This window comes from Sphingopyxis sp., assembly GCF_050916055.1.
In the GTDB taxonomy this organism is placed as follows: Bacteria; Pseudomonadota; Alphaproteobacteria; order Sphingomonadales; family Sphingomonadaceae; genus Sphingopyxis.
This window is the reverse complement of sequence record NZ_CP051527.1, coordinates 2439456-2458488: the sequence shown is the minus strand read 5'-3', so window position 1 is coordinate 2458488 and position 19033 is coordinate 2439456. Positions and strand designations below refer to the sequence as shown.

At 66.6% G+C, this 19033-nt stretch carries 16 protein-coding genes; 15 read left to right on the top strand and 1 reads right to left on the bottom strand.

What is annotated here, in order from left to right:
- The first annotated feature begins 89 nt into the window (after nt 1–89).
- The 13 genes from HEQ22_RS12005 (at nt 90) to HEQ22_RS11945 (ending at nt 14696) form a co-directional block, all read left to right on the top strand.
- Complete coding sequence (locus HEQ22_RS12005) at nt 90–416, top strand: DUF1476 domain-containing protein (RefSeq protein WP_432770868.1); 327 nt, start codon at nt 90–92, stop codon at nt 414–416.
- A gap of 4 nt (nt 417–420) precedes the next feature.
- Nucleotides 421–654: a BolA/IbaG family iron-sulfur metabolism protein gene (locus HEQ22_RS12000; RefSeq protein ID WP_432768130.1), complete on the top strand. Its 234-nt coding sequence runs from the start codon at nt 421–423 to the stop codon at nt 652–654.
- A gap of 48 nt (nt 655–702) precedes the next feature.
- Nucleotides 703–1035, top strand: coding sequence for a Grx4 family monothiol glutaredoxin (grxD, locus tag HEQ22_RS11995; RefSeq protein ID WP_432768129.1), 333 nt, complete (start codon nt 703–705; stop codon nt 1033–1035).
- 676 nt (nt 1036–1711) lie between these two features.
- A complete protein-coding gene (locus HEQ22_RS11990; protein WP_432768128.1) occupies nt 1712–2080 on the top strand; it encodes a BlaI/MecI/CopY family transcriptional regulator in 369 nt (122 codons plus the stop codon).
- Complete coding sequence (locus HEQ22_RS11985) at nt 2077–3774, top strand: M56 family metallopeptidase (RefSeq protein ID WP_432768127.1); 1698 nt, start codon at nt 2077–2079, stop codon at nt 3772–3774. The genes HEQ22_RS11990 and HEQ22_RS11985 overlap by 4 nt, the downstream gene beginning before the upstream one ends.
- A gap of 436 nt (nt 3775–4210) precedes the next feature.
- Entirely contained in the window at nt 4211–5131 is a 921-nt protein-coding gene (locus HEQ22_RS11980) for an MBL fold metallo-hydrolase (protein ID WP_432768126.1), read from the top strand.
- Nucleotides 5128–5742 (top strand): DUF4230 domain-containing protein, encoded by a 615-nt coding sequence (locus HEQ22_RS11975; RefSeq protein WP_432768125.1) that lies wholly within the window; start codon nt 5128–5130, stop codon nt 5740–5742. Before HEQ22_RS11980 ends, HEQ22_RS11975 begins: the two co-directional genes overlap by 4 nt.
- A gap of 63 nt (nt 5743–5805) precedes the next feature.
- A complete protein-coding gene (gene nadA, locus HEQ22_RS11970; RefSeq protein WP_432768124.1) occupies nt 5806–6795 on the top strand; it encodes a quinolinate synthase NadA in 990 nt (329 codons plus the stop codon).
- A 923-nt stretch (nt 6796–7718) separates the two neighbouring features.
- The gene (locus HEQ22_RS11965; RefSeq protein WP_432768123.1) at nt 7719–7982 is read left to right on the top strand and encodes a GlsB/YeaQ/YmgE family stress response membrane protein; all 264 of its coding nucleotides are present in this window, start codon (nt 7719–7721) and stop codon (nt 7980–7982) included.
- 150 nt (nt 7983–8132) lie between these two features.
- Entirely contained in the window at nt 8133–8402 is a 270-nt protein-coding gene (locus HEQ22_RS11960) for a GlsB/YeaQ/YmgE family stress response membrane protein (RefSeq protein ID WP_432768122.1), read from the top strand.
- 293 nt (nt 8403–8695) lie between these two features.
- Nucleotides 8696–9868, top strand: a complete 1173-nt coding sequence (locus tag HEQ22_RS11955; protein WP_432770867.1) for an efflux RND transporter periplasmic adaptor subunit — start codon at nt 8696–8698, stop codon at nt 9866–9868.
- Between the two features lie 33 nt (nt 9869–9901).
- On the top strand, nt 9902–13318 hold the full coding sequence (locus tag HEQ22_RS11950) for an efflux RND transporter permease subunit (RefSeq protein ID WP_432768121.1): 3417 nt from the start codon (nt 9902–9904) through the stop codon (nt 13316–13318).
- A gap of 193 nt (nt 13319–13511) precedes the next feature.
- Nucleotides 13512–14696, top strand: coding sequence for a DUF445 domain-containing protein (locus HEQ22_RS11945; RefSeq protein ID WP_432770866.1), 1185 nt, complete (start codon nt 13512–13514; stop codon nt 14694–14696).
- 11 nt (nt 14697–14707) lie between these two features.
- On the opposite strand, the gene HEQ22_RS11940 is transcribed toward HEQ22_RS11945, so the two are convergent.
- Nucleotides 14708–15499: an SDR family NAD(P)-dependent oxidoreductase gene (locus HEQ22_RS11940; protein WP_432768120.1), complete on the bottom strand. Its 792-nt coding sequence runs from the start codon at nt 15497–15499 to the stop codon at nt 14708–14710.
- A gap of 48 nt (nt 15500–15547) precedes the next feature.
- Between HEQ22_RS11940 and pepN the strand changes: the two genes are divergently transcribed.
- Nucleotides 15548–18142, top strand: coding sequence for an aminopeptidase N (gene pepN, locus HEQ22_RS11935; RefSeq protein ID WP_432768119.1), 2595 nt, complete (start codon nt 15548–15550; stop codon nt 18140–18142).
- A gap of 202 nt (nt 18143–18344) precedes the next feature.
- On the top strand, nt 18345–19019 hold the full coding sequence (locus HEQ22_RS11930) for a hypothetical protein (RefSeq protein WP_432768118.1): 675 nt from the start codon (nt 18345–18347) through the stop codon (nt 19017–19019).
- Nucleotides 19020–19033 lie beyond the last annotated feature (14 nt).

The following is a 19033-nucleotide window of genomic DNA, read 5'->3' as shown; positions in this document are numbered from 1 at the left end:
AAAAGGGAAGTGATCTGCGGCACAGGCCGCTTGCGCGGGCGGAGCGCGCGACCTATCTGGACGGCAAGGCTTTATTTGGTGAGGACATGATGAGCGCATTCGACGAACGTGAACGGGCATTCGAGGCGCAATTCGCGCGCGATCAGGAGGTGCAGTTCCGCATCACCGCGCGGCGCAACCGGCTGGTCGGCGAATGGGCCGCCGAACGCATGGGCCTCACCCCCGAAGAAACCGACGCCTATGCCAAGGCGGTGGTGCAGGCCGATTTCGAGGAAGCCGGCGACGAGGATGTGATCCGCAAGCTCGCGGGCGACCTCACCGCGGCCAAGGTCGAGATCAGCGACGCCGAAATCCGCGCCGCGCTGAATGACAAGGCGGTCGAGGCGCGGCGCCAGTTCATGGACAGCCAGGGCTGATATCATGGGCATGCGCGAGAACGATCTGCGGGCGATGATCGAGGCGGCGTTCCCGGGCGCCGCGGTCACGATCACCGACCTGGCCGGGGACAACGACCATTATGCGGCGCATGTCGTCAGCGAATCCTTTCGCGGCATGACCCGCGTCGCGCAGCACAAGGCGGTCTATGCCGCGCTCGGCGGCCGCATGGGCGGCGAACTTCATGCCTTGCAATTGACCACCGGCGTTCCTTCATAGGGACAAGATGATTTTTCGCGCGCCGCGGCGCCGCACCGGAGACATGCTATGACCGACCCCACCACCAATGATCGCATCGCCAAGCTGGTCGGCGACCACCCCGTTTTGCTGTTCATGAAGGGCACGCCGCTGTTCCCGCAGTGCGGCTTTTCCTCGCGCGCGATCGCGATGCTCGACCGGCTGGGGGTCGAATATGACACCGTCGATGTGCTGCAGGACATGGAAATCCGCCAGGGCATCAAGGAATTTTCCGACTGGCCGACGATTCCCCAGCTGTATGTGAAGGGCGAATTCGTCGGCGGCTCCGACATCATGATGGAAATGTGGGAAGCCGGCGAACTGCACACGATGGTGAACGGGATACCGACGCGCGCCGAGTGAGTTTCACGCCAGCAGAGTGATGCGAAGGGCGGCCGTGGGCCGCCCTTTTTGCGTGTGTTGGAGTGTTGGTTTTGAGCGTGGGGTCGGACGTTGCCCAACCCCTCCTCTTCAGAGGAGGGGCAGTGAGATTTGGTCCGGCGCAGCCGGGCCTTTAGTCGAGCGGGGTGGTGGCCGAAGGCGCACGCCCAGCCGCAAGCACCACCCCGCTGCGACTAACGAACAAGTTCGTAAGTCTCGCTACCCCTCCTCTGAAGAGGAGGGGTTGGTCAGCTCTCAATGTCCGCACCCGGTCGCCTACCGCCATCGCGGCCAGCCCTCTTTCATGCATCAGAAAAAGCATCCGGGGGGCGGGGCCTTTCGGCCGCTCCGCCCCCCGTCTGCATCGGGGGCAAGTGGGGATTTCCGGAGTGGGGCAGGGGACATCAGGGACCAGACCGATGCCCCCCGCCGCTCATTTGAGCGGAACACTCGGGAACATCCTCTACTATACAAGCGCCGTGCCAGTTTGGCCGGACGGCGGATTTGCGGGCTAGGCGCTGGTTAGCAAAAGCTTACCCGCCAGCGCATGTGTCAAAATTCCCGACACTTTGCTGCCCCAACACGTTCATCCAGCATTCAGCCAATTGACTACATCTGTAGTCGTATTGCAGATACAGGCTGAGGGAGGGGTTCCGAGATGGCTGAACGCGCAAGCGATTCCGAAATGCAGGTGCTGTCGGCGCTGTGGGACGAAGCCCCACAGACCGCCGCCGAGCTGACCGAGCGCATCGGCGCCGCAAACGGCTGGACCCAGGCGACGGTCAAGACCTTGCTCGCCCGGTTGGTCCAGAAGGGCGCGGTTGCGGCCGAAGCCGACGGGCGCCGCTATCTTTATCGTCCCGCGATCGAACGCGCCGCCGCGGTCGGCGAAGAATCGCAGCGCTTCGTCGATCGCCTGTTCGGCGGCCGCGTCAGCCCGCTGATCGCGCATCTCGCCGAGCGCGAGGCGCTCAGCGACACCGATATCGCCGAGATCGAGGCGCTGCTGCGGAGGCTGAAATCATGACCGGTGCGATGCTGCTGCAAACCTGGGCCGACACCCTCGTCACCACTGCGGTGCTGGTGTTCGCGGTGCTCGCGGTCCGCAAACCCTTTGCGCGGCACTTCGGGCCGCGGCTGACCTATGCGCTGTGGGCGATCCCGGCGCTGCGCCTCGTTCTGCCGCCGCTGCCGTTCGCGCAGCCCGAAGCCGCTGCGGCCGCCGGCACGTCCGCCGACGTCGTGATGATTGATATCGCCGACGCCGCGGCGACGGTCGGATCGCCGGCCGCCGCGCCTGCGATGACCTGGACGCTCGCCGACGCGCTGCCCCTTTTCTTCGCGCTCTGGCTGGCGGGAACGGTCGCGGTGCTGGTGCGCGCGCTGGCGGCGCACCGCCGCTTCCAGGCCGATGTGCTGGCGCAGGGCATCGCGCTCGAATCGATCGGCGGCATCCGGTTGATCATGACCGAGGCGGTCGACGGCCCCGTCGCCTTCGGCCTGCTGCGCCGCTACGTCGCGGTGCCGCGGGACTTCTTCGCCCGCTACGCCGCCGACGAACGCGCGCTGGCGATCGATCATGAGCTGGCGCACCACCGCCACGGCGATTTGTGGGCGAACGGCGCGGCGCTGCTGCTGCTCGCGGCGCAATGGTTCAACCCGCTCGCATGGCGCGCGATCCGCGCCTTCCGCTTCGACCAGGAGGCGGCGTGCGATGCGCGCGTGCTGACGATGGCCGCCACCGACCAGCGCGCGGTGCGCACCGCGCGCTATGCGACCGCGATCGCCAAGGCGGCGGTTGGCGCGCGGCTGTCGCTCGCGGCGCCGATGGCGGTTCACGACAATTTGCAGGAGAGACTGACGATGCTCACGAGACAGGATATTTCGGCGCAGCGCGGCCTGATCGGCCGGCTGCTCGTCGGCGGGGCGACGCTGGCGGTGCTGGCGACCACCGCGACGCTGGTCCCGGCCGGGATCGCCAGCGCGACCGCGCAGCCCGCCGATGCAGCGGCGCCGCCCGCGCCGCCCGCCGACTCACCAGAGCCGGTGCCGGCGGCACCCGAAGCGGTGCAGCGCGAACAGCGCGTCATGATTTTTACCAGCGAAAACGAGGGCGCCGACGCGGCGGACGCTGCCGCCGGCGACGCGAAGCGCGAAGTCCGCCGCATCGTGATCCGCGATGGCGAAGTCGTCGACGGCGACGGCAAGGTCGCGATCTGGGCGCCGGGGGCTGCCGCGCCCAAGGCCAGGCGGTTCGAACTGCGCATGCCCGGCGCGCTCGCGCGCGACGACATCATGTCGACGCTCGCCGAACAGGGGGTCACCGGCGCGCAGGCCGAGGCGATCGCCGACAAGCTGGAGGCGAAGCGCAAGCAACAATTCGCCTTTGCGCCGCTGCCGCCGATGCCCCCCATGCCGCCGCTGCCCCCCGCCGCCTGGTCGGCGATGAAAGGCAAGTCTGTCGCCATCGCCAATTGCGCGGACGGCGCAAAGGCGGTGCCGCTGTTCGACAGCACGAGCGGCGCCGAAGGGACGCGCAGCCATGTCGTGATGATGCGCTGCGGCGCGAAGGACAAGGCGGCGCATCTGTCGGCCCTGAAAAAGGCGCGCGAACGCTTCGTCGAGGGCCGCTGGTCGCAGACGATGTCCGACGACATCCGCGCCAAGGTCGCCGCCGATCTCGACAAGGCGATCGCGGACCTGGAAAAATCGGGCGACTGAACGGCCACGGCTACAGCTTGTGGCGCCGACTCCTTCTCCCCGGTGGGAGGCGGCGGCGGGGGCGGGGAAGGGAGCGGGCAACCGCTCCCTTTTTCGTGGCGGGGTGTGCGTGCGCGGTTCGGGTGCTGGGTTTTTGGGGTGGGCCGCCGTTCCCCAACCCCTCCTCTTCAGAGGAGGGGCAGCGAGACTTGGTCCGGCAACGCCGGGGCATTAGTCGAGCGGGGTGGTGTCTTCGGCACCGCGCCCCGCCTCGAGCAACACCCAGCCTCGAGCACCACCCCGCTGCGACTAACGAACAAGTTCGTAAGTCTCGCTACCCCTCCTCTGAAGAGGAGGGGCGTTCGACCTCAAAGCGATTCCTGCCGCTTCCCACCCCCGCCACCTTTTCTGCGCGTCACCCCTTTCGCCGCGAGGCCCGCGATGCCACATAGGCCGGGTGAGCGAAGAGAGACCCTGGCCCGACAGCATCCGCGCCGGCGATTGCGAGCAGCATGAGCCGCTCGTGCGCCGCGTGCTTGCCCCCAACCCCTCGCCCTATACCTTCACGGGCACCCAGACGTGGATCGTCGGGGCGGGGCGCGACGTCGCGATCATCGATCCCGGCCCGACCGGCAGCGGGATGAGCGTCGGCGATCCGCCCGACGCCAACGGCCAGGGGCATGTCGATGCGATCCTGCGCGCGGTCGAGGGGCAGCGCGTTGCCGCGATCCTGTGCACCCACACCCACCGCGACCACAGCCCCGCCGCGGCGCCGCTGAAGGCAGCGACGGGCGCGCCGATCATCGGCTGCGCCCCGCTCGCGCTGGCAGACGACGGCCCGCGCGCCGATTCGGCGTTCGATCCCGACTATGCCCCCGACCGCGTGCTTGTCGACGGCGAGCGCCTGTCGGGCGACGGCTGGACGATCGCGGCGGTCGCGACGCCGGGACACACGTCGAACCATCTTTGCTATGCGCTGCTCGAAAGCGGCGCGCTGTTCACCGGCGACCATGTCATGGCCTGGTCGACCAGCGTCGTCAGCCCGCCCGACGGCGATATGGCGGCGTATATGGCCAGCCTTTCGAAGCTCTATGATCGCGACGACCGCGTCTATTATCCCGCCCACGGCCCTGCCGTCACCAAGCCGCGGCAGCTCGTGCGCGGCATGCTCGGGCACCGCAAACAGCGCGAGCGGCAGATCTTGCGGGAACTCGAACGCGGCACGAACGTGATCCCCGATATGGTAAAGCATATGTACAAGGGGCTCGACCCCCGCCTGACCGGCGCCGCCGGCCGCTCGGTGCTCGCGCACTTGCTCGACCTCGAACATCGCGGCCGCGTCGCGCGCGAAGCCGATGCCTGGCGGTTCGTCGCATGAGCCGCAGCGTTTTCCGCATCCTGATCGTCGCGCTGCTCGGGCTCGCGCTGTTTTTCGGGTGGCAGAGCTGGCGCGACTGGCAGCGCGGCTACGATCCCGAAACGGTGGTCGCGGCAAGTCTGCAGGGGTTGCAGGAACAGAATATCCTCGTCCCCTTCACCGCGCGCTATGTCGCGGTGGTCACCTCGACGCAAAGCCGGCTCGGGCTGAGTGCCAAGAAGACGCTGATCATGCCGGGCACCGTTCGCTACGAACTCGACCTCGGCAAGCTGAAGCAGTCCGATCTCGCCTGGGATGCCGCGACGAGCGCGCTGACCATCACGCTGCCGCCGCTGCGGCTGGCGGGGCCGGAGATCGACATCGACGCGATCAGCGAATATCGCGACGGCGAGATTCTGCTGACGCTGACCGGCGCCGAGCGCACCCTCGATGCGGCGAACCGCAAGGCGGCGCAGGCCGAGCTGATCAAGCAGGCGAAGGGGACCACCCCGATGCGGCTGGCGCAGGGCGCGGCGCGCACCGCGGTCGAACAAAGCTTTGCGATGCCGCTGAAGGCGGCCGGGATCGATGCCAAGGTGACCGCCCGTTTCGCGAGCGCGCCGGCGCGATGATTGCCCCGCCGCAGGACGGCGTGTAAAGGGCGCCCAAAGGCAAAAGCCAGACAAGGAAAAGCGATGACTGCTCCCATCCGCGAGAATCTCTCGGGCCTCGACCTGCGCGCCGAAATCGAGCGCCTGCGCAAGGAGCGCAACGCCGTCATCCTTGCGCATTATTACCAGAAGCCGGAGATTCAGGACCTTGCCGATTTCGTCGGCGATTCGCTCGAGCTGTCGCGCAAGGCCGCCGAAACCGACGCCGACGTCATCGCCTTTTGCGGCGTCAAGTTCATGGCCGAGACCGCAAAAATCCTGAGCCCCGAAAAGATCGTCATCCTGCCCGACATGGACGCCGGCTGTTCGCTCGAGGACAGCTGCCCGCCCGAACAGTTCAAGCGCTTCCGCGAAGCGCATCCCGACCATATCGCGCTGACCTACATCAACTGCTCGGCGGCGGTGAAGGCGCTCAGCGACATCATCGTCACCTCGTCGAGCGCCGAGACGATCATCAGCCAGATTCCCGAGAGCCAGAAGATCATCTTCGGCCCCGACCGGCATCTGGGCGGGTATATGAACCGCAAGTTCGGGCGCGACATGCTGCTGTGGCCCGGGGTGTGCATCGTCCACGAGGCGTTCAGCGAGACCGAACTGCTGAAGCTGAAGGCGCAGCACCCCGATGCCCCGGTGGCCGCGCATCCCGAATGCCCGCCCTATATCGTCGACCATGCCGATTATGTCGGGTCGACCAGCGGCATCCTGCAGTTCGCCAAGACCTTCGAGGGCGACACGCTGATCGTCGCGACCGAGCCGCACATCATCCACCAGATGGAGCTGGCGCTGCCCGAGAAGACTTTCATCGGTGCGCCGGGAGCCGACGGCAACTGCAACTGCAACATCTGCCCCTATATGGCGCTCAATACGATGGAAAAACTCTACCTCGCGCTGCGCGACCTGAAGCCGCAGATCGAGATGGAGGAGGGGTTGCGCCTCGCCGCGCGCAAGAGCCTCGACCGGATGCTCGCGATGGCGTCGGGCACCGTGGGCAAGGGCGATCTCGGGCCGGCCTGATTCGAATCGCTTTGCGGGGTGATTCGCGGCGCGGCGTCTCGCCGCGACCGCCGATCTGAATCCGAAAATATTGCGGCGATGTTACAAAAATGCTGCGCAATATTGGCTTGTTGCTAATGCCCGACTTATCCACAAGCGCGCGTGCTCGAACCCGGTTGCCGGCCGCTTTTTTGTTTGCGCGCGCCCTGCTTCATGTCAGCTTCAAATCATCGGACGACAGAGACGTCGGACCGCCGGGACATCAAGGGTGGTTGCAAGATCAGCCGGAAGAGAACGGGTCGGGCCAGCGAGGACATCGAACGATAATCTGATCACGGAACGTCGCGATTCCCACGAGTTGAGACGGACCCGATCGGGTACAGGAAAGCAGCCCATCGCTGCGAGGAGCGACTGCCTTGGCAGAGGCTCGGACCAGATGATGAAGGGTTTTCCAGGTGCGGCCGGCCCCCGAAAGGGGGCCGACCAAACCGCCGCCGGATAGGTCCGGCATAGGCCGCAACGAATCGTTTTGCGGACCGCCGATCGCAAGAGAAGCGGACCGGGATGAAGCGTCGCGACAGGTGCAGGGCAGACCGGATAGTGGGGGTTGGCAGCGATGTCGGCCCCCATTTCGCGTGCGCCACTCCCGTGTCGGGTGCGCTACATGCTGGGCGCCGCCGCGACCGCGCCACCCCTTTCCGAAATATTTTGTATCCTGTGACCTGTGTCACATTGCCGGCGCACATTGCCGCCTATCCCGTCGCTGCGACCCGGAGCAGTTTCCACAGCGGGGACTGATCCTACTTTTCCCGGCCGCGCCTTTCGGGGCCGGCCGGGAACTTTTCGCGCTCCCTTCGATTATGCATTCATCGTTGAAACGATGTCCGGACGCGACGCAGCGTTCATATATCGCCGGCCATCGGCTGGTTCAGGAAGGGAAAAACATGGGAATCATCATCACATTGATCGTCGGCGGCATCATCGGCTGGCTCGCCAGCATCGTCATGCGCACCGACGCGCAGCAGGGCATCATTCTGAATGTCGTCGTCGGCATCGTCGGCGCGTTCCTGGGCAATATCCTGGGCGGCATGTTCGGCATGGGCGCCGACCTGAGCACCTTCAACCCGATCGGCCTGCTGTGGGCCTTCATCGGTGCCGTCGTGCTGCTCGGCATCGTCAATCTGATCCGTCGCGGCAGCGTGCGCTAAGCGCTCGCCACATACCGACAAACGGACGACCGGATATGGCGGCGGCGCGAACAGCGCCGCCGCCATTCTTCTATGCGACACGGAAAATCTGGGTTAGCGTAGTGCGTCCGTAAAGACGGACATCAATCGGGTTCGTAGGGGATCAAGATCATGGATTTCATTATCGCAATCGTCATGGGCGGCATCATCGGCTGGCTGGCCAGCATCGTGATGAAGACCGATGCCCAGCAGGGCATTATTTTGAACATCGTCGTGGGCTGTATCGGTTCGATCCTGGGACGTTTCCTGCTCGGCCGGTTCCTCGGCGGCGGGCATCTGCGCGGCGACGCGTTCGACCCGATGACGCTGCTGACCGCCTTTTTGGGCGCGGTCATCCTGCTGGCGATCGTCAACCTCGTCCGCCGCGGCCGGGTGCGCTGACGCCGGTCTGACCGGTCGGTCCGATTTGGACCGGACAACAGGGGGCGGGCCGCCGTTGCGGCCTGCCCCTTTTTCGTGCCCGACGACTGGCAATCGCGGCACGCCCCGCCTATGAGGCCGCCCCGGGGGCGCGGCGCAGGGCGGTGTTTCGACGCTTGCCAGCGGTGATTTAATACGGTAATACACCTCGCAGATTTCGGTCCTGTCGCGTGGGGCGGAGGGGAGTGTCGCCGGGCGGTCGCCCGACCGGCGGAGAGGAATTCGACGTGAACTACGAACGGAAAGTGGATTCGATGGACAGCCTGGCGGGGACGCAGACCTATTATGAGGAGGCGGACAGCCGCCGCAAGCGCAAGCGCCTGATCATCGCCGTGGTGCTGATCGCGCTGGTGCTGGTGGCCGCGTGGGCCGCCTTTTCCGCGTTCAAGGGCGGCGATGCAGCGGCTGGTGCCGATGGCGCGGCAGCCGCCGGCGCCCCATCGGTGACCGTCATGGTGCCCGGCCGCGTCTCGGTCGAGGCGGTGATTTCCGCCAATGGCACGATTGCCGCCCGCCGCGAAATGCCGGTCGGCGTCGCAGGCGAAGGCGGCCAGGTCGTGCGCGTGCTGGTTGAACCCGGTCAGTGGGTCGGCGCCGGACAGACGCTGGCGATCATCGACCGGTCGGTGCAGACGCAGCAGGCGGCCGGGCTGGCCGCCTCGATCCGCGTTGCCCAGGCCGACGCCAATCTGGCGCAGGCCGAACTCGAGCGCGCCGAAGCTTTGGTGGGCCGCGGATTTATTTCCAAGGCCGACATGGACCGTCGGCGCGCGACGCGCGACGCCGCCAATGCCCGCGTCAGCGTTGCGCAGGCGCAATATCGCGAGGCGCAGGCGCGGACCGGTCGGCTGAGCATCGTCGCGCCGGCGGCGGGGCTGGTGCTGACGCGCAACGTCGAGCCGGGCCAGATCGTCAGTTCGGGCAGCGGTGTGCTGTTCCGTATGGCGCGCGGCGGCGAAATGGAAATGATGGCGCAGATGGCCGAGGCCGACCTGCAACGTGTGTCGGTCGGCACCCGCGCGACGGTGACCCCGGTCGGCACCGCGCTGCAAATCGCCGGGCAGGTCTGGCAGGTTTCGCCGGTTATCAACGCCGAGACGCGGCAGGGCATGGTGCGGATCGCGGTGCCCTATAGCAGCGCGATGCGTCCGGGCGGCTTTGCCGACGCGCGGCTCGTGTCGGGATCGAGCGAAGCGCCGTTGCTCCCCGAAAGCGCGGTGCAGAGCGGCGTTGACGGCAATTTCGTGCTCGTCGTCGATAACAAGGACGTCATCCAGCGCCGCCCGATCAAAGTCGGCGAGGTCACCGATTCGGGTGTATCGATCGCATCGGGGCTGACGGGTCAGGAGCGCGTGGTGGTGCTGGCCGGCGCGTTCCTCAATCCCGGCGACAAGGTGAAGCCGGTAATGCAGAAATCGTCGCAGTAATTTCGGGATTACCCGCGCAAGGGCGTTTGAATCATGAGCTTCCGTAACATCTCCGCCTGGTGCATCCGCAATCCGGTCCCGCCGATCGTCTTGTTCGTGCTGTTGTTGCTTGCGGGCATCGTCAGCTTCAACCGCATGGATGTGAACAACCAGCCCGACGTCGAGTTTCCGGCGGTCCAGGTCATCGTCGCGCAGCCGGGAGCGGCACCGACCGAGCTGGAAACGCAGGTCACGCAGCGCGTCGAAGCGGCCGTGCGCGGGGTTAGCGGCGTCGACGAAATGTCGTCCTATGTCGGCGAAGGCAACAGCCGGACCTTCGTGCAATTCGCGATCGGGACGCCGATCGATCGCGCCTATAACGACGTCAATCAGGCGGTTCAGCAAATCCGCAGCGACCTGCCCGACGGCATTTTGGAACCGCAGGTCGTGCGCGTCGACATCGCGGGCGGTCCGATCACCTATTTCGCCGTCGAAACCAGCGACATGACGCTGGAACAGCTGTCGTGGTTCGTCGACAACACCGTCGCGAAGGATCTGCTGTCGATCCCCGGCATGAGCCAGGTTCGCCGCTCGGGCGGCGTCGACCGCGAAATCCGCGTCATCCTCGATCCGGCGCGCATGCAAAGCTATGGCCTGACCGCCAGTCAGGTGAACCAGCAGCTACGCCAGACCAACGTCAACGCTGCGGGCGGGCGCACCGAAATCGCCGGATCCGAACAGGCGGTCCGCGTCCTCGGCAACGCCGCCGACGCGTTTGCGCTCGGCGGCGCGCGGCTGTCGATCGGCAATGGCCGCACGATCCAGCTGACCGACGTGGCGACGGTGACCGACGGCTATGCCGAACAGCGCAATCTGGCCAAGATCGGCGGGCGGCAGGTGCTGTCCTTCTCGATCGAAAAGGCCAAGGGCGCCTCGGATGTCACCGTCCATGACGCGACGATGAAAAAGCTGGAAGAGATCAAAAAGGCCAATCCCAAGGTCGATTTCAAGATCCTGTTCACGCGCACCGACGACACCAAGGAACAATATCGCAGCTCGATGGCGGCGATGATCGAGGGCGCCATTCTGGCGGTTATCGTCGTGTTCCTGTTCTTGCGCGACTGGCGCGCGACGCTGATCAGCGCGCTCGCGATCCCGCTGTCGGCGATCCCGACCTTCTGGTTCATGGACCTGATGGGCTTTTCGCTGAACAGCCTGTCGCTGCTCGCGCTCAGCCTGGTCGCGGGGGTGCTGGTCGATGATGCGATCGTCGAGATCGAAAATATCGTGCGGCATATGCGAATGGGCAAGACCGCCTATCAGGCGTCGATCGACGCCGCCGACGAAATCGGTCTTGCGGTCGTCGCGACGACGATGTCGATCGTCGCAGTGTTCCTGCCGGTCGCGCTGATGCCCGGCATTTCGGGCCAGTTCTTCATCCAGTTCGGGATGACCGTGGTGTTCGCGGTGCTCGTCAGCCTGGCGGTCGCGCGCATGATCACGCCGATGATCGCCGCCTATTTCATGGCGGGGCAGGGCGAACAGGAGCATGCGTCGGGGCCGTGGGTCGACCGTTATGAGCGGCTGCTCGCGTGGACGCTCGACAAGTCGCGCCAGGAAGAAAAGCGGGCGCGGTTCGACCCCATCCACACCCGGTTGGTTTTCCTGACCCCGGCCTTCGTCGTTGCGGCGCTCGTCGCGCTCGCAGTGATCTTTATGTATTTCCAGCCGGTTCCGGTGGGCCAGGACAGCCCGAATCCCGCCCTGCATTTCCTGCTGCTGACCCCGCTGTCGGCGGTGGTCGGCTTCCTGCTCGGCAGCCTGGTGTTTATCCTGCTTGGCGCCCTCGCATGGGTCATGGGAATGCGCGGATGGGCTTACACACATTGGGCAAAATTCATGCTCCAGCGCTTCTGGGCGCGGATGTTCGATCATCGGGTGTGGATCGTCGGCATCGGCGTCCTGGCATTCGTCTGGAGCCTTGTGCTGTTCGCGACCTTGCCGCAGCAATTCCAGCCGACGACCAACAGCAATTTCAGCCAGATCAGCTATGAATTGCCGCCGGGTTCGACGCTGGCGCAGAGCGAGAATATTTCGGACCAGATCAACCGCATCCTGCAGGGCAATCCGACGGTCGAGAACGCCTTTTTCGATGTCAATGTGGGTGGCGGACAGGTGTTCATCACGCTGAAGAAAGAGCGCGAGCTGACCAGTGTCGAATGGGAGCGCAGTCTTCAGCCGAAGATGGCGGCGATCCCCGACGCCCGGGTCAATTTCCAAAGCCAGTCGGGCGGTTTTTCGGGCCGCGACATCACGATGGTCATCGGCGGCGACGATCCGGTGGCGCTCGAACGCCACGCGCGCTTGATCGTCTCGCAAATGGCGGGTCTCAAGGAACTGCGCGCGCCGCGGATCGAGGGCGACATTCCGCGGCCCGAGATCATCGTCAATCCGCGCATGGACCTGGCCGCCGAACTGGGCGTCACGACCGCGGCGCTCAGCCAGACGATCCGCATCGCGACGCTGGGCGACATCGATCAGAATGCGGCGAAATTCTCGCTGTCCGATCGTCAGATCCCGATCCGCGTCCTGCTCTCCGAAGATTCGCGGCGCAGCCTGGCGACGATCGAGAATTTGCCGGTGCCGACGTCGCGGGGGACGACCGTGCCGCTGAAATCGATTGCCGAAATCGGTTTCGGGGCGGGGCCGACCGAATTGCGCCGCTACAACCAGACGCGGCGGGTCGTCATCGGCGCCGATCTGGCGCCGGGGCTGGTGACCGGCAATGCGCAGAAAAAGATCGACGCGTTGCCCGCCATCACGGCGATGCCGCAGGGAATCCGCAAGGTGGTTCAGGGCGACCAGAAATGGCAGGCCGAGCTGGCGGTGAACTTCATCGTCGCGGTCGTGTCGGGGCTGCTGCTGGTCTTCGCGACGCTCGTCCTGCTCTACCGCCGCTTCCTGTCGCCGCTCGTCAACATGTCGTCGCTGCTGCTCGCACCGCTCGGTGGATTGCTGGGGCTGTGGGTCACGGGGATGGAGATATCGATGCCCGTCTATATCGGCTTGCTGATGCTGCTGGGTATCGTCGCCAAAAACTCGATCCTGCTCGTCGATTTCGCGATCGAGGAAATGGATAATGGCGTCAACAAGTTGGAAGCCTTGCTCGACGCCGGGCGCAAGCGCGCGCAGCCGATCGTGATGACGACGGTGGCGATGGTCGCGGGCATGGTACCGACCGCGCTTTCGCTGTCGGGCGACGGGGCGTGGCGCGCGCCGATGGGGGTGGTCGTGATCGGCGGCCTGATCCTGTCGACGCTGCTGACCCTGCTGATCGTTCCTGCCGGATTCAGCCTGGCCGACAGCATCGAAAAGCGCCTCGGCCGCTTCTTCTCGCGCAACCTGCTGACCTATAAGGCGGGTGACGATACCCGGCCGATCGGGGAAGCGGCGCCGCATCCGGCCGAGTAGGCCGATGCTGCCGGCGCGAGAATGAGCAGCGCCGCGGTTGCAACCTTTGCGCCGTGACGCCATTTGAACTGGCATGACCGACAGCGTTTCACCGGATACCGAAAACAGGCGCGCTCACCCTCCCGAAATTAACCTGGGGGTGGGCGTCGCCGTTCCGACCGGCGGGTTGAACATCCGCGTCGTCGCCACCGGGATGCTGGTGGTCATGGCGATGATCTTCGTCGGCGCCAAATATTATCAGGACGTCCATCCCGCGGTCGGATTCGTCCGCGCCTTCGCCGAGGCGGGGATGGTCGGCGGGCTCGCCGACTGGTTCGCGGTCACCGCGCTGTTCCGCCATCCGATGGGGTTGCCGATCCCGCACACCGCCATCGTCCCGCGCAACAAGAACCGGATCGGCGACACGCTGGCGCGCTTCCTGCTCACCAATTTCCTGCTGCCGCGGCTGATCGCGCGCAAGATGCAGACGCTCGACGTCGCGGGCGCGGTCGGTGCCTTCCTGTCGCAGCCCGCCGAGGGCGGCGGCCGGCTCAAGCTCGGCGCCTCGCGGATCATCGCCGACGCGCTCGGCGCGCTCGACCAGCAGCGGCTGGGCGGGATGGTCAAATCGGCGATTGCCGACCGGCTGCGCGAGCTCGACGTCGCGCCCCTGCTCGGCCAGGCGTTGCAGGCGGCGTTGGCCGAGGGCCGGCACCAGCCCTTGCTCGACGCGATGGTCAAGTGGGGATCGAAGACGCTCGAACTCAACGAGCATCTGATCCACCAGATGGTGCACGACAACAGCAACGCCATCGTCCGCTTCACCGGGCTCGACGAGAGCATTTCGAACCGCATCGTCGCGGGGCTGTCGAAGCTGCTCAGCGAAATGGCGGTCGACGAGACGCACCCGCTGCGTATCCGGGTCGAGGAAGGGCTCGCCAAGATGGCGCTCGACCTCCAGCATGACCCCGAGGTGCAGGCCAAGGTCGCCAAGGTCCGCGACGAGCTGCTCGAAAACAAGGCGGTCAAGCGCTGGCTCGACGGCTTGTGGGAACAGGGCCGCAGCGCGCTGCTGAAGGCGGCACGCGACCCCGAAACGATGCTGGCGGGGCGGATCGGCGAGCTGTTCACCCAGTTCGGCGCGATGCTGGGCGAGGACGCGCATATCAAGCGCACGCTCAACCGCTACGCACGCCGGGCGGTGGTCGGCATGGTCGACAGCTATGGCGAAACCGCGCTGAAACTGGTGTCGGACACGATCCGGGGCTGGGACGCCAAGACGATCTCCGACCGGCTGGAAAGTGCCGTCGGCGACGATCTGCAATATATTCGCATCAACGGCACGCTGGTCGGCGGGCTGGTGGGGGTGGCAATCCACACGGTGGATGTGCTGATCTAATCCCCGATCTCTTAACCGCAGGCGGCAAGACCCTCGCGGTATGTCGGGTAGCGCGGCGGCCAGCCGAGCAGCCGTTTGGCCCGGCCGTTCGCGACGCGGCGATTCTCGGCATAAAAGGCGCGCGCCGCCGGCGACAGGCCCGCCTCGTCCAGCGTCTGTAGCGACGGCAATGGCGCCCCCAGCATCGCGCAGCCCCATTCGACCAGCCGGTTCTGGTGGCACGGTTCGTCGTCGGCGAGATTATAGACGCCGGGCGGTCCCGCGAACGACGCAATCACGCCGCCTGCGATGTCGTCGACATGGACGCGGCTGAAGACCTGTTCGGGCAGGTCGATGCGATGCGCGCGGCCTTCGCGGATGCGGTCCAATATGCTGCGGCCGGGGCCGTAGATGCCCGGCAGGCGGAATATCCGCACATCGCCGCGCAGCGCCGCCCATGCCGCGTCGGCGGCGTTGCGGTCGGCGCGGCGGCCGTGCACGCGCGCGCTTTCGTCGACCCACGCGCCGCCCGCGTCGCCATAGACGCCGGTCGAGGAGAGGTAGCCGACCCAGCGCGCCGGGGCGAGCGCGACCGCCTCGCCGTGCCGCATCAGCACCGGGTCGGCGCCGTCGGCGGGCGGGACCGAAGATAATATGTGGGTGGCGTCGCGCAGCGCGATCAGCACCGCGGTCTCGTCGGCAAAGGCGATGCTGTCGCCGCGCCCGTCGCGCGTCGTGCCGATCACCTCCCAGCCGCGCGCCCGCAGCCGGTCGGCGAGGTGGCTCGCCGCATAGCCCATTCCAAAGATCAGCATCCGGCCCATCGCTGCACCTTATTGCGCGCTTCGTGCCCCGCGCCTAGACCCTCGTGCATGACCGACGCCTCTTCCACCCCCGCCATCCCCGTCACCATCCACCGCGGCGACTATCGCCCGCCCGACTGGCAGGTGCCCGACATCGCGCTCAATTTCGCGCTCGACCTCGGCGCGACGAAGGTGCGCGCGGCGCTGGCGGTCGAGCGCCATGCGGCGTCGCCGGTGCCGCTGGTCCTGCGCGGCGACGGCATCGCGGCGCAGGAGGTGCGTGTCGACGGCGCGGTGTGGAACGACTGGCGCATGGACGGCGCCGACCTGATCGTCGACCTGGGCGAGCGGACCGCGGCGACGGTCGAGGTCGATACGATGATCGATCCCGCGGCCAACACCCAGCTGATGGGGCTCTATGCCTCGAACGGCATGCTGTGCACGCAATGCGAGGCGGAGGGCTTCCGGCGCATTACCTTCCACCCCGATCGCCCCGACGTGCTGAGCCGCTACACGGTCAGGATGGAGGGCGACAAGACCGCCTTCCCGATCCTGCTGTCGAACGGAAATTGCGTCGCGCAAGGCGAGGGTAAGGACGGCCAGCATTGGGCGCTGTGGGAAGATCCGTGGCCAAAACCTTCCTACCTGTTCGCGCTCGTGGCGGGCGATCTGGTCGCCAACAAAGACAGCTTCACGACGATGTCGGGGCGCCGGGTCGAACTCGGCATCTGGGTGCGCGCGGGCGACGAGGGGCGCACCGGCCACGCGATGCAGGCGCTCAAGGACAGCATGGCGTGGGACGAGCGCGTCTATGGCCGCGAATATGATCTCGACCTGTTCAACATCGTCGCGGTCAGCGACTTTAACATGGGGGCGATGGAGAATAAGGGGCTGAACGTCTTCAACACCCGCTACATCCTCGCCGACCCCGACACCGCGACCGACACGGATTATGACGGAGTGCAGGGCGTGGTCGCGCACGAATATTTCCACAACTGGTCGGGCAACCGCGTCACCTGCCGCGACTGGTTCCAGCTGAGCCTGAAGGAAGGCTTCACCGTCTATCGCGATCAGTGTTTCTCGGCCGACATGGGGTCGCTGGCGGTAAAGCGGATTGAGGACGTTCGCCTTCTGCGCGCAGCGCAGTTCCCGGAGGATGCCGGGCCGCTTGCGCACCCGATCCGCCCCGATAGCTATCAGGAAATCAGTAACTTCTATACCGCGACGGTCTATAACAAGGGCGCCGAAATCATTCGTATGCTGGCGACCTTGCTGGGGCCAAAGCGGTTTCGGGCGGGCACCGACCTCTATTTCGATCGCCACGACGGCGAGGCCGCGACCTGTGAGAATTTCGTCCGCGCGATGGAGGACGGCGGCGACATCGACCTGACGCAGTTTCGCCGCTGGTATGAACAGGCGGGGACGCCGAAGCTTCAGCTGGCCCTCACCCAAGAGCGCGGTGACTGGTTCCTCGACATCGCGCAGGCGGTGCCGGCAACCCCCGGCCAGCCTGACAAGGCACCGATGATGATGCCGCTGCGCCTCGCCGCGTTCGCGATGGAAGGCAGCCGTGCCGCACTGCCCGACACGCTGGTGACGCTGACCGGGGCGATGCAGCGGGTGCCGCTCGGTGCATTCGCGTCGCGCCCGGCGCTGTCGGTCAACCGCGGCTTTTCGGCGCCGGTGATCGTCGATTATGCGCGCGCGCCGGGCGAACTCGCCTGGCTCGCGGCGCACGATGACGATCCTTTTGCGCGTTACGAAGCGCTGCAACAGCTGATGCTCGACGCATTGGTGACGGCGGTGTCGGGTGAGGCCGCCGAAACGCAGGCGGTGATAGAGGCGGTCGCCGGGACGCTCGCCGCCGGCGGCGCGGACCCTGCCTTCGTCGCCGAGGCGGTGCTGTTGCCGAGCGAGGCGTTCATCGGCGACCAGATGGTTACCGTCGATCCCGACGCGATCCGGCGCGAACGGCTCGCATTGCAGGCGGCGATCGGCGCGGCGCTGGCGGACGAATGGCGCGCCATCCTCTCGGGCGCCGCGCCGCCGGCGGCCGACCTGTCGCCGGACGCCAAGGGTCGCCGCCGCCTTCGCGGCGTCGCGCTCGCCTATCTCGCCGCGACCGGCGCTCCCGACGTGGCGGCGCTGGCGTTCGGGGTATTTTCGGCCGCCGACGGCATGACCGAACGTCAGGCGGCGCTTGCGACGCTGGCGCACGGCGACAGCGACGAACGCTCGCATGCGCTCGACATCTTCTACCAGCGCTATCGCGACAACCCGCTGGTGCTCGACAAATGGTTCCAGGTGCAGGCCTGGTCGCTGCGTCCAGACACCGTGGATGCGGTGCGGGCGCTGGCGGCGCATCCCGATTTCACGCTCGCCAATCCCAACCGCGTCCGCGCGCTCTATGGCGCGTTGACGGGCAATCAGGCGGCGTTCCATCAGGCCGACGGCGCGGGCTACCGGTTGATCGCCGACCTCGTCATCGCGCTCGATCCGAAGAATCCGCAAACCGCGGCGCGGATGATCCCGCCCTTCGGTCGCTGGAAGCGCTTCGACGACGACCGCGCCGCGATGATGCGTGGCGAGCTGGAGCGGATATTGGCGCAGCCGGGGCTGTCGCGCGATGTCACCGAACAGGCGTCGAAGAGCCTGCTCGGATGAAGACGGTCCGTGCGGCGACGCGATGGCGGGCAAGCTTGTCATGACGCCCGCTCCTCCCTATCGCCCGCGCATGTAGCCCCGGCGCCTTGACCAGCGGACGCCGCCACCAAAGATTGCTCAGCTGAACACCGTTCCAGCCCCTCCCAGCGTCGAACAGCTCAGCATCGGGGCGGGCCGCCGCGCGCTTGCCATCGGGCTCGCTGTGCTCATCCCGGCGGTGCTGCTGCTTATGCTGCTCTCGTTCGGGGTGGACCCACCCCCCGAGCTTCGTGAGGAGCGGGTCAATGTGGTGAGCATCGAAGCGGCGGAGATAGCGGAACCCGCGCCCGCGCCGATCCGTGCCGAAGAAAGCGAGCCGGCGGTTCCGCAGCCCCAGACCGAAGCACCGCCGCCCGCGCCGGCGCCGGTGCTGCCCCCGATCGTCACGCAGCCAAGGTCCACGCCGAGCCCGCCCACGCCGAGCGAGCCCGCGCCGGCAACCCCGCGGATCGGCGTTCGCCCGCCCGGCGGCGCGGTTTACGGGCCGCCCAATACCCGTGGGTCCGCCTCCCGCGACACTGAACGCGTCGGCACGGCGCCCAATGGCGAACCGCTTTATGCCGCGGCCTGGTATCGCGAGCCGCGTGACGATGAATTGCGCGGTTATTTGTCCACCGCCAGCGGGCCGGGCTGGGGCCTGATCGCCTGCCGCACCGCGCCCGATTATCGGGTCGAGGATTGCGTCGGGCTGGACGAATATCCGAGCGGATCGCAGATGAACCGTGCTGTGCTCGCTGCGGCTTGGGCGTTCAGGGTGCGCCCGCCGCGCATCGGCGGGCGCTCGATGGTGGGGGCCTGGGTCAGGATCAGGATCGACTACGCGATCGAGCGGCGGTAACGGCGGAGGACGCC

Coding starts and splice junctions, on each gene's coding strand:
- nadA (WP_432768124.1), top strand. CDS start 5,806: ATGACTGCTCCCATCCGCGAGAATCTCTCGGGCCTCGACCTGCGCGCC.
- HEQ22_RS12005 (WP_432770868.1), top strand. CDS start 90: ATGAGCGCATTCGACGAACGTGAACGGGCATTCGAGGCGCAATTCGCG.
- HEQ22_RS11985 (WP_432768127.1), top strand. CDS start 2,077: ATGACCGGTGCGATGCTGCTGCAAACCTGGGCCGACACCCTCGTCACC.
- HEQ22_RS11975 (WP_432768125.1), top strand. CDS start 5,128: ATGAGCCGCAGCGTTTTCCGCATCCTGATCGTCGCGCTGCTCGGGCTC.
- HEQ22_RS11990 (WP_432768128.1), top strand. CDS start 1,712: ATGGCTGAACGCGCAAGCGATTCCGAAATGCAGGTGCTGTCGGCGCTG.
- HEQ22_RS11950 (WP_432768121.1), top strand. CDS start 9,902: ATGAGCTTCCGTAACATCTCCGCCTGGTGCATCCGCAATCCGGTCCCG.
- HEQ22_RS12000 (WP_432768130.1), top strand. CDS start 421: ATGGGCATGCGCGAGAACGATCTGCGGGCGATGATCGAGGCGGCGTTC.
- grxD (WP_432768129.1), top strand. CDS start 703: ATGACCGACCCCACCACCAATGATCGCATCGCCAAGCTGGTCGGCGAC.
- HEQ22_RS11960 (WP_432768122.1), top strand. CDS start 8,133: ATGGATTTCATTATCGCAATCGTCATGGGCGGCATCATCGGCTGGCTG.
- HEQ22_RS11955 (WP_432770867.1), top strand. CDS start 8,696: ATGGACAGCCTGGCGGGGACGCAGACCTATTATGAGGAGGCGGACAGC.
- pepN (WP_432768119.1), top strand. CDS start 15,548: ATGACCGACGCCTCTTCCACCCCCGCCATCCCCGTCACCATCCACCGC.
- HEQ22_RS11965 (WP_432768123.1), top strand. CDS start 7,719: ATGGGAATCATCATCACATTGATCGTCGGCGGCATCATCGGCTGGCTC.
- HEQ22_RS11940 (WP_432768120.1), bottom strand. CDS start 15,499: ATGGGCCGGATGCTGATCTTTGGAATGGGCTATGCGGCGAGCCACCTC.
- HEQ22_RS11945 (WP_432770866.1), top strand. CDS start 13,512: ATGCTGGTGGTCATGGCGATGATCTTCGTCGGCGCCAAATATTATCAG.